We start from the raw sequence: 8,490 nt of genomic DNA, 5'->3' as shown, positions 1-8,490 counted from the left end.
CAGGATTTTTCTCTTTAATCAACCGGCTGTTTGTGTGAAGTGATTCACATCCGCCGTGTCGATGGAGGCGCATTATAGGGAGTTCTCCGCAGGCCGCAATAGAAAAATGACAGAAAAATGACTGACTGCTGCATTCCCCAGCAAAACCCCGCCTTATACCCTTTTACACACAGAGTTATCCACAATCCTGGCGATCATTTCCTGAATCTCTCCTTAATAAAGACGCGCTCAATACAGGAATAAAAGGGTATCGAATGGAAAAAGAAAAATTCGCGAGCGTTGCGCAAACGTTTTCGTTACAATGCCACCGCAAAACAAGGATGCCCCGTAAGGGGCGTTAGCTGAGTTTTTCACGAAAAATTCAGCTAACGCTCTCTGTAATAGTCAAATCCAGGGGATTTACCATGCAACAACGTCGTCCAGTCCGCCGCGCTCTGCTCAGTGTTTCTGACAAGGCCGGTATCGTCGAATTCGCCCAGGCACTTTCCGCACGCGGTGTGGAGCTGCTGTCTACAGGGGGCACTGCCCGTCTGTTAGCAGATAAAGGTCTGCCGGTGACCGAAGTTTCCGATTACACCGGTTTCCCGGAAATGATGGATGGACGCGTGAAGACCCTGCATCCGAAAGTACACGGCGGTATTCTCGGTCGCCGTGGTCAGGATGACGGAATTATGGAACAACACGGTATCGCGCCAATCGATATGGTTGTTGTTAACCTGTACCCGTTCGCCCAGACCGTCGCTCGTGAAGGTTGCTCGCTGGAAGATGCCGTAGAGAACATTGATATCGGCGGCCCGACCATGGTGCGCTCCGCTGCCAAGAACCATAAAGATGTCGCTATCGTTGTAAAGAGCAGCGACTACGACGCCATTATTAAAGAGATGGATAGCAACGACGGTTCACTGACCCTTGATACCCGTTTCGATCTCGCCATTAAAGCCTTCGAACACACCGCCGCCTACGACAGCATGATTGCCAACTACTTCGGCAGCATGGTTCCGGCATATCACAGTGAAAGCAAAGAGGCCGCTGGCCGCTTCCCGCGTACCCTGAATCTGAACTTCATTAAGAAGCAGGATATGCGCTACGGCGAAAACAGCCACCAGCAGGCAGCCTTCTATATAGAAGAGAATGTGCAAGAAGCATCTGTTGCGACCGCGCAGCAGGTACAGGGCAAAGCGCTTTCCTACAACAACATCGCCGATACCGACGCGGCGCTGGAGTGTGTGAAAGAGTTCAGCGAGCCCGCCTGCGTCATCGTGAAGCACGCTAACCCGTGTGGCGTGGCGGTAAGCACTTCTATTCTCGACGCCTACGATCGCGCATACAAGACTGACCCGACCTCCGCATTCGGCGGCATCATCGCGTTTAACCGCGAACTGGATGCCGAAACGGCACAGGCCATCATCTCCCGTCAGTTTGTCGAAGTGATCATTGCGCCTTCCGCAACCGAAGACGCACTGAAAATCACCGCCGCCAAACAGAACGTGCGCGTCCTGACCTGCGGCCAGTGGGCCGAGCGCGTCCCGGGCCTGGACTTCAAACGTGTCAACGGCGGTCTGCTGGTTCAGGATCGTGACCTGGGTATGGTAACGGCAGGCGAACTGCGCGTAGTGTCCAAACGTCAGCCGAGCGAGCAGGAACTGCGTGACGCGCTGTTCTGCTGGAAAGTAGCGAAGTTTGTGAAATCCAACGCGATTGTGTACGCGAAAGAGAATATGACTATCGGTATTGGCGCGGGCCAGATGAGCCGCGTTTATTCCGCGAAGATCGCCGGTATTAAAGCGGGCGATGAAGGGCTGGAAGTAAAAGGTTCCGCAATGGCCTCTGACGCGTTCTTCCCGTTCCGCGACGGTATTGATGCTGCGGCTGCTGTTGGCGTGAGCTGCGTGATCCAGCCCGGTGGCTCCATCCGTGATGATGAAGTCATTGCCGCCGCTGATGAACACGGCATTGCGATGATCTTCACCGACATGCGTCACTTCCGCCATTAATTCACGGAGCAGACAATGAAAGTATTAGTAATCGGCAACGGCGGGCGCGAACACGCCCTGGCGTGGAAAGCGGCGCAATCACCGCAGGTTGAAACCGTGTATGTCGCGCCAGGTAACGCCGGAACAGCGCTGGAACCGGCGCTGCAAAACGTCGCTATTGGCGTCACGGATATTCCGGCACTGCTGAGCTTTGCCCAGAACGAGAAGATCGATCTGACCATCGTCGGCCCGGAAGCGCCGTTGGTGAAAGGCGTGGTGGATACTTTCCGCGCCGCAGGCCTGAAAATCTTTGGCCCAACCGAAGGCGCCGCACAGCTGGAAGGCTCCAAAGCCTTCACCAAGGATTTCCTCGCCCGTCACCAGATTCCGACGGCGGAGTACCAGAACTTCACGGAGATCGAACCCGCGCTGGCTTACCTGCGTGAGAAAGGCGCGCCGATCGTCATTAAAGCCGACGGACTGGCTGCCGGGAAAGGCGTGATTGTGGCGATGACGCTGATCGAGGCCGAAGCCGCAGTTCATGACATGCTGGCGGGTAACGCGTTTGGCGACGCGGGACACCGTATCGTGATCGAAGAGTTCCTCGACGGTGAAGAAGCGAGCTTCATCGTGATGGTCGATGGCGAACATGTGTTGCCAATGGCCACCAGCCAGGATCACAAACGCGTCGGCGATGGCGATACCGGGTTGAATACCGGCGGTATGGGCGCTTACTCCCCGGCGCCGGTGGTGACCGACGAGGTTCATCAGCGCACGATGGAGCGCATCATTTGGCCAACCGTAAAAGGCATGGCGGCGGAAGGCAATACTTATACCGGCTTCCTGTACGCTGGGTTGATGATCGATAAGCAGGGCAACCCGAAAGTTATCGAATTCAACTGCCGCTTTGGTGACCCGGAAACCCAGCCAATCATGCTGCGTATGAAATCCGATCTGGTTGAACTTTGTCTGGCTGCCTGCGACGGTAAGCTGGACGAGAAAACGTCTGAGTGGGATGAGCGCGCATCGCTCGGCGTGGTGATGGCGGCTGGCGGTTATCCGGGCGACTACCGCACAGGCGATGTGATCCACGGTCTGCCGCTGGAAGAGGTGGCGGACGGTAAGGTATTCCATGCCGGAACCAAACTGGCGGAAGATGACCGGGTCGTAACAAGCGGCGGTCGCGTACTGTGCGCCACTGCGCTAGGCCATACCGTTGCCGAAGCACAGCAGCGTGCCTACGCGCTGATGGCAGATATCCACTGGGATAACTGCTTTAGCCGCAAAGATATCGGCTGGCGCGCGATCGAACGCGAGCAAAACTAACACTGACACCTCTTATCCGGCCTATGGAGAGCAACTGTAGGCCGGATAAGACGCAAGCCGCCATCCGGCAATCATCAGAACGTCTTCTCTATAGGTTGCCAGTGGCAGAAGTCTTCATTGGCCACCAGCAGCAGCTGAGAGCCATCAGACGCCTCCAGCCATGCCACACTCACCTCTATCGATGAACGCTGCTGACGTCGCTCTATGTGGCTAATAGCCCACGCATCCAGGTCTGGTTTCAACGTTTCGCCTTCGCAGGTAGTTACCGTGCGGTCTGCATGCCAGCGTCCCTGACGCAGCACGACGCGTCCCTGACGCAATGCGTCACTGGTCTGGCGGATCTGATTGGCGCGATAGCGGTATAAGGCGATCTGGTCGCTGGAAAGCTGCTGCTTCTGCCCGTCGACTTCATGCTGCATAAAACTGAGCTCGCCATGATCGTCGAAGCGTGCGCGAATATGTTCAGAAGGTTTGCTGTAAATATTGAGTTCAATCAGGGAGAGCATGTCGCCCTGCCAGCGGTATTCGCTGGTTGTGGTGCTGCCGTTACGCCACGGGCTAAAGACCGAGAGCAGATGGACGCCATCGCTGGAATCTTTACGCCAGATGCGTACCGCACCCTGGTCGTCAACATAACCGCTGGCCGTAAACGGTGGAAGCGTCGTGTTATGGCTACAAGCGGACAGCAACAGCGCGCCTGCCAACGTCAGCATACGACGCCAGACAGACAAAAGGGGCGAGAGCGCCCCTTCATTAAAACTGTTCACTGCCACGCGAATTACTTAACTGCGTCTTTCAGTGCTTTACCAGAAACAAACGCCGGTACATTCGCTGCAGCGATTTTGATTTCTTTACCGGTCTGCGGGTTGCGGCCAGTACGCTCAGCGCGGTGGTTCACTTTGAAGGTACCGAAACCAACCAGTTGTACAGCATCGCCTTCTTTCAGAGACTCAGTAATAGCAGCCAGAGTGGATTCCAGAGCAGCTTTAGCCTGGGTTTTGGACAGTTCTGCTTTGTCTGCAATTACATCAATCAGTTGAGTCTTGTTCATAAGTTATCCTTACAATGTGTTTATCGCTTGCTAAGCATCGAGTGCGACGGAAATGCCAGAAAAGCACTCTCCTGCATACACGCACCGATAGCCACTTTTTTTCGCCCCCCAAATGTAGACCAGACGGGGGGCGGAAGGGAAGCCTCCAGGCACGACAAATCAGGCGTTAAATCACGTTTTCTGGTGTCATTGCTCAAAATTTATACCGATATTGCTCTCACCGGCCTCGCGCAGGTCTGCCCGAAGCCCTTTTATCAGCTCAATATCGCGTTCTTCGCAGTCGGCCAAAAGTCGGAATATTTCCCACTGAATGTCCCATTCCTGTTCAACAGCCGGGTTTTCTTTGAGCTCTTCATCGGTCATTTCTCGACCAGCCTGAGTCATTTCCAGCATCGCAACCGTGGTAATGGATGTCTTACTGACCTCAATGGCATGTTCCAGCGTTTCGCCACTGAGACGAGAATGCATTAACTCGCTTAATGCAACGCAGGCATCAATCGCCGGGTAAACGCCGTACAGATCAAAATCGTCAGCAGCCGGAATCGCTTCCTCAAACTTTTCCAGCTGGCTGTCAAAATTGACCTTCGCATCTTTCACCGTCAGCGTTTCCCAGATGAGATCCAGGATTCGGCGGTACACCTGCCCATCGCCAAAACCCGTCTGCTGACAGAACATGGCATAGTTCGGATACATACGCTCGCACAAACAAGCCATAAAGGTGACGTGCTGCCAGCTTTCCAGGCGTTCCAGACGCAGATGAATCGGGTTTTGTAACATGTTGAATTCTCGAAATCAGAAATGAGCCGCAGTGTACCTGAATCAGCGGTGATTTGCTTGCCAGCGCACAAACGCCGGACGCTCTGATGCCACCGCATCCGCCCAGCGCGTCGGTTCCGGCAGACGGTAGCCTTGCATACAGCGCTGCACCCACGCCAACGCGCTGTCGGTACTCACGCGATGTCCGGTCGCGATAAACAGCGGGTTACAGCGCGCTTTACTGCGCCAGACCCAGGCTAACTGCTCGCCTTTGTCCATCAGCGGAGCCAGCGCGCCAGGTTCGGCGGAAAGCGGCTCAAACTTGCCGCACAGCCGTTTTTTCGCTACGCCAATGGTGGGTACATCCATCATCAATCCAAAGTGGCTTGCCACCCCCAGACGACGCGGGTGGGAGATACCGTGTCCATCGACAAAGACTAAATCCGGTTTTTGCGACAGCTGTTCCCACGCCGCCAACAGCGCAGGATACTCGCGAAAGGAGAGGAAGCCGGGGATATACGGCATGGTAGTGGCGATACGCGCCACTTTGTATTCCACCAGCTCAAGCGCTGGATACGTCAACAGCACCATCGCCGCTCGCGTCACTTCACCGCCCTGCTCGAACCCAACATCCGCCCCGGCGATCAGATTCGGCGGATCGTTATCAAGGCGATCCTCGCGGATCACCGACGAGGCGAGTTCAATTTGTTGAGCGCGTAGCGACGCGAGATCCATAATGACTCCTTAGCGGTGGTACTGTTCGGACAAGCGGTGTACCGCATCAACAAATGCGCCCGCGTGCTCCGGCGGCACATCCTGGTGGATGCCGTGTCCAAGATTAAAGACGTGACCTTCACCCTGGCCGAATCCGGCGAGAATCGTCGCCACTTCCTCTTCAATGCGCTCCGGTGGCGCATAGAGCATGGACGGGTCCATATTGCCCTGTAGCGCCACTTTATGGCCCACGCGACGGCGCGCGTCGGCAATATCAGTTGTCCAGTCGAGACCTAACGCATCACACCCGGTTTCCGCCATCGTCTCCAGCCACTGGCCGCCACCTTTGGTGAATAACGTGACCGGTACACGGCGACCGTCGTTTTCCCGCAGCAGACCATCAACGATTTTATGCATGTAATACAGCGAGAACTGCTGGTAATCGCGCCCCGTCAGCACGCCGCCCCAGGTGTCGAAAATCATGACCGACTGCGCGCCCGCTTTAATCTGCGCGTTGAGATACAGAGTGACGCTTTTCGCCAGCTTATCGAGCAGCGCATGCAGCGCCTGCGGATCGGCATACATCATTTTTTTGATGACGGTAAAGGCTTTGCTGCTGCCGCCTTCCACCATGTAAGTCGCCAGCGTCCACGGGCTGCCGGAAAAACCGATCAGCGGAACGTCACCTTTCAACTCGCGGCGAATCGTACGCACCGCGTTCATCACGTAGCCCAGTTCGTCTTCCGGGTCAGGAATCGGTAGCTTATCGACATCCGCTTTACAGGCGACTGGCGAAGTAAAGCGCGGGCCTTCCCCGGCCTCAAAATAGAGTCCCAGCCCCATCGCATCCGGGATGGTCAGAATGTCCGAGAAGAGGATCGCCGCATCAAGCGGGTAGCGCCGCAGCGGTTGTAGCGTGACTTCGCACGCCAGCTCAGCATTTTTGCACAGCGACATAAAATCGCCTGCTTGTGCGCGGGTGGCTTTGTACTCCGGCAGATAGCGGCCTGCCTGGCGCATCATCCATACCGGGGTAACATCAACGGGCTGGCGCAGCAGCGCACGCAGATAACGATCGTTCTTCAGTTCGGTCATTTTGCAGTTCCTTCATTGCGTCAGGGTGCCAGTGTACCATCACTCATACTCAGCCCGACACATTGCCACAGTATCTTCGATCAAACGACGCGCCACCGTGCCCGGTGGCGGCAATAACGGAAGATCGTCATAGCGATACCAGCCCGCCTCCAGCAGCTCTTTCGGGTCGATGACAATCTCGCCGCTGTCATACTCCGCCATAAACGCCGTCATCAGCGATTGCGGGAACGGCCAGGGCTGTGAGGTCACGTAACGCAGATTTTTCACTTTGATGCCGCTCTCTTCCATCACTTCGCGCGCGACCGCCTGCTCTAAGGTCTCCCCCACTTCCACAAACCCGGCCAGCACCGTATGAACACCGTTACGATGGCGCGTATGCTGGGCCAGTAAAATGGAATCGGCACGCCGGATGGCGACAATAATGCAGGGAGCAATCTGCGGATAGTAACGCTCGCGGCAGTGGCTGCACAGCATCGCCCATTCGGTCTTGCTTGGGTACATGGGGTGGCCGCAGTAACCGCAGAATTTGTGCGAACGGTAAAATTCCGCCAGCTGCACGCCCCGCCCCGCCAGTTGAAACAGGCCAACGTCCCGATCGATAACCTGCCGTACCGACCCCATATCATGCCGACGATGCTGTAACACCAGCCAGACAGGCTCCCCTTCCCACTCGCCAATCAGGAGTGCGCGCTGCCCCACAAGATCGAAATTTGTCGCTTCGCCATATGGCAATTCTCCACGAGGCAACCATAATTTTTGCTCGTGACTGACGATCCACCAACCGTGATCTAATTTTTCAATAATACGATCCATAGCTCTTGCACTACCTTTGCTTCACTGGCATGTTGTTAACATTATATTTACATTTTTCAGGTGAGCAGTTTTAAATCTAAACTTGCGGAGTCAATCATGCTAAACCAGCTGGAAAGCCTGACGGAACACGTCGAAGGAAGTAATAAACTGGTTGATCGCTGGCTACATGTACGTAAGCACCTGCTCGTGGCTTACTACAATCTGGTTGGTATTAAGCCTGGCAAAGAATCGTACATGCGGCTGAATGAAAAAGCGCTGGATGATTTTTGTCAGGGCCTGGTCGACTACCTTTCCGCCGGACACTTCAGTATTTATGAACACATTATCCGTGAAATGGAAGAGGGAAACCCGCGTTCAACCGCAACGCGCCTCCATTCATTGCTGGAAGCCAATACTCAACAGATCATGGAATATTACGACTCCAGCCTGGAGAACGCGATCGATCACGATAATTATGCGGAATTTCAGCAAGTGCTCTCCGACATCGGCGAAGCGCTGGAAGCGCGGTTTACGCTGGAAGATAAACTCATCCTGCTGGCCTTCGACAATAATCTAACGCTTAATGCCCAGGATGAAAGCGGAATTGCACGGCCTGCTTGAGTTATGAATCAGTAACGAGTAATTTACATCCATTGCCCCGTCGCCGGGGTTACATCTTGTCGGAGTGCCGTGTGTGAAAACACAGGCTGAGACCGTTAATTCGGGATCCGCGGAACCTGATCAGGCTAATACCTGCGAAGGGAACAAGAGTAAACTGCTTTA

General features: G+C 55.0%; 9 protein-coding genes and 1 riboswitch. Of the genes, 3 read left to right on the top strand and 6 right to left on the bottom strand.

The window, feature by feature from the left end; genetic code table 11:
* Nucleotides 1-404: 404 nt before the first annotated feature.
* Nucleotides 405-1,994, top strand: coding sequence for a bifunctional phosphoribosylaminoimidazolecarboxamide formyltransferase/IMP cyclohydrolase (purH, locus tag OGX84_RS02810; protein WP_112001743.1), 1,590 nt, complete (start codon nt 405-407; stop codon nt 1,992-1,994).
* Between the two features lie 15 nt (nt 1,995-2,009).
* The gene (gene purD / locus OGX84_RS02805) at nt 2,010-3,299 is read left to right on the top strand and encodes a phosphoribosylamine--glycine ligase (protein WP_047459738.1); all 1,290 of its coding nucleotides are present in this window, start codon (nt 2,010-2,012) and stop codon (nt 3,297-3,299) included.
* Between the two features lie 74 nt (nt 3,300-3,373).
* Here the strand turns inward: purD and OGX84_RS02800 are convergent, their stop codons facing one another.
* The 6 genes from OGX84_RS02800 to nudC all read right to left on the bottom strand — a co-directional run bounded on the left by OGX84_RS02800 (nt 3,374) and on the right by nudC (nt 7,728).
* On the bottom strand, nt 3,374-4,066 hold the full coding sequence (locus tag OGX84_RS02800) for a DUF1481 domain-containing protein (RefSeq protein WP_112001742.1): 693 nt from the start codon (nt 4,064-4,066) through the stop codon (nt 3,374-3,376).
* Between the two features lie 11 nt (nt 4,067-4,077).
* Complete coding sequence (gene hupA, locus OGX84_RS02795; RefSeq protein ID WP_001044509.1) at nt 4,078-4,350, bottom strand: nucleoid-associated protein HU-alpha; 273 nt, start codon at nt 4,348-4,350, stop codon at nt 4,078-4,080.
* Nucleotides 4,351-4,536: 186 nt separating this feature from the next.
* On the bottom strand, nt 4,537-5,127 hold the full coding sequence (locus tag OGX84_RS02790; protein ID WP_012133796.1) for a YjaG family protein: 591 nt from the start codon (nt 5,125-5,127) through the stop codon (nt 4,537-4,539).
* Between the two features lie 42 nt (nt 5,128-5,169).
* A complete protein-coding gene (gene nfi, locus OGX84_RS02785) occupies nt 5,170-5,841 on the bottom strand; it encodes a deoxyribonuclease V (protein WP_112001741.1) in 672 nt (223 codons plus the stop codon).
* Nucleotides 5,842-5,850: 9 nt separating this feature from the next.
* The gene (gene hemE, locus OGX84_RS02780) at nt 5,851-6,915 is read right to left on the bottom strand and encodes a uroporphyrinogen decarboxylase (protein ID WP_112001740.1); all 1,065 of its coding nucleotides are present in this window, start codon (nt 6,913-6,915) and stop codon (nt 5,851-5,853) included.
* A 39-nt stretch (nt 6,916-6,954) separates the two neighbouring features.
* The gene (gene nudC, locus OGX84_RS02775; protein WP_047459742.1) at nt 6,955-7,728 is read right to left on the bottom strand and encodes an NAD(+) diphosphatase; all 774 of its coding nucleotides are present in this window, start codon (nt 7,726-7,728) and stop codon (nt 6,955-6,957) included.
* 96 nt (nt 7,729-7,824) lie between these two features.
* Between nudC and OGX84_RS02770 the strand changes: the two genes are divergently transcribed.
* Complete coding sequence (locus OGX84_RS02770) at nt 7,825-8,328, top strand: Rsd/AlgQ family anti-sigma factor (RefSeq protein WP_012133800.1); 504 nt, start codon at nt 7,825-7,827, stop codon at nt 8,326-8,328.
* Nucleotides 8,329-8,378: 50 nt separating this feature from the next.
* Nucleotides 8,379-8,488, top strand: a riboswitch (TPP riboswitch).
* Nucleotides 8,489-8,490: the final 2 nt, after the last annotated feature.

Source organism: Citrobacter sp. CK202, assembly GCF_030333225.1.
Taxonomy (GTDB): domain Bacteria; phylum Pseudomonadota; class Gammaproteobacteria; order Enterobacterales; family Enterobacteriaceae; genus Citrobacter_B; species Citrobacter_B koseri.
The sequence above is the reverse complement of the archived record's forward strand: the minus strand, read 5'-3'. Positions and strand labels throughout refer to the sequence as shown.

What these genes read in the sequence shown, in the direction of transcription:
- purH (WP_112001743.1), top strand. Translation starts at nt 405, where the DNA reads ATGCAACAACGTCGTCCAGTCCGCCGCGCTCTGCTCAGTGTTTCTGAC.
- purD (WP_047459738.1), top strand. Translation starts at nt 2,010, where the DNA reads ATGAAAGTATTAGTAATCGGCAACGGCGGGCGCGAACACGCCCTGGCG.
- hupA (WP_001044509.1), bottom strand. Translation starts at nt 4,350, where the DNA reads ATGAACAAGACTCAACTGATTGATGTAATTGCAGACAAAGCAGAACTG.
- OGX84_RS02790 (WP_012133796.1), bottom strand. Translation starts at nt 5,127, where the DNA reads ATGTTACAAAACCCGATTCATCTGCGTCTGGAACGCCTGGAAAGCTGG.
- nfi (WP_112001741.1), bottom strand. Translation starts at nt 5,841, where the DNA reads ATGGATCTCGCGTCGCTACGCGCTCAACAAATTGAACTCGCCTCGTCG.
- hemE (WP_112001740.1), bottom strand. Translation starts at nt 6,915, where the DNA reads ATGACCGAACTGAAGAACGATCGTTATCTGCGTGCGCTGCTGCGCCAG.
- nudC (WP_047459742.1), bottom strand. Translation starts at nt 7,728, where the DNA reads ATGGATCGTATTATTGAAAAATTAGATCACGGTTGGTGGATCGTCAGT.
- OGX84_RS02770 (WP_012133800.1), top strand. Translation starts at nt 7,825, where the DNA reads ATGCTAAACCAGCTGGAAAGCCTGACGGAACACGTCGAAGGAAGTAAT.